Source organism: Thermobrachium celere DSM 8682, from assembly GCF_000430995.1.
Lineage (GTDB): Bacteria > Bacillota > Clostridia > Clostridiales > Caloramatoraceae > Thermobrachium > Thermobrachium celere.
On the sequence record NZ_HF951996.1, the window covers coordinates 1 to 629 of the forward strand.

At 32.1% G+C, this 629-nt stretch carries 1 pseudogene; it reads left to right on the forward strand.

Annotated elements, in window-relative coordinates:
• Window positions 1-87: 87 nt before the first annotated feature.
• A pseudogene (locus TCEL_RS00170) lies at window positions 88-629 on the forward strand (alpha-glucosidase); the annotation flags it as partial.

Sequence of the window (629 nt, forward strand, 5' to 3'; positions counted from 1 at the left end):
GTATAAGGAACATAATTCAAAGGCTATTGAGAATTTAAAATAAAAGAAGCGAGCATCTTAGAAAAAAGATTTGAGGATAGGGTAGAGATAGAAACAAATGATGTTGTTGTAGTTGTGTACGATAACTTTAAAGTTGACTTTTATGACAAACAGAGAAATCCATTATGTTTAGATTATGATGGAGAAAGAAGCCCATTTATAAGAAGAGGGAATACTTCAATTGCAGAGGGGGAAGGAATAAGTACACAGGCAGACTTTAAACCACATAAAATAGAAGTTATAAAAAAGATGCTTGGGGATGAATATTTTTACGGATTTGGAGAAAAAACAGGGCACCTTAATAAAAAAGGGTACTACTATGAAATGTGGAATACAGATGATCCAAAGCCCCACGTTGAAAGTTATACAACGCTATATAAATCTATTCCCTTCTTTATTACCTTAAGAGACAATAAAGCCTTTGGAATATTTTTTGATAACACATTTAAAACATATTTTGATATGGGAAAGGAAAACAGCAGCTACTACTACTTTGCAGCAGATGATGGAAATTTAGACTATTATTTTATTTATGGTCCAAAAGTAGTAGATGTTGTTGAAGGGTATACATATTTAACAGGAAGAACACC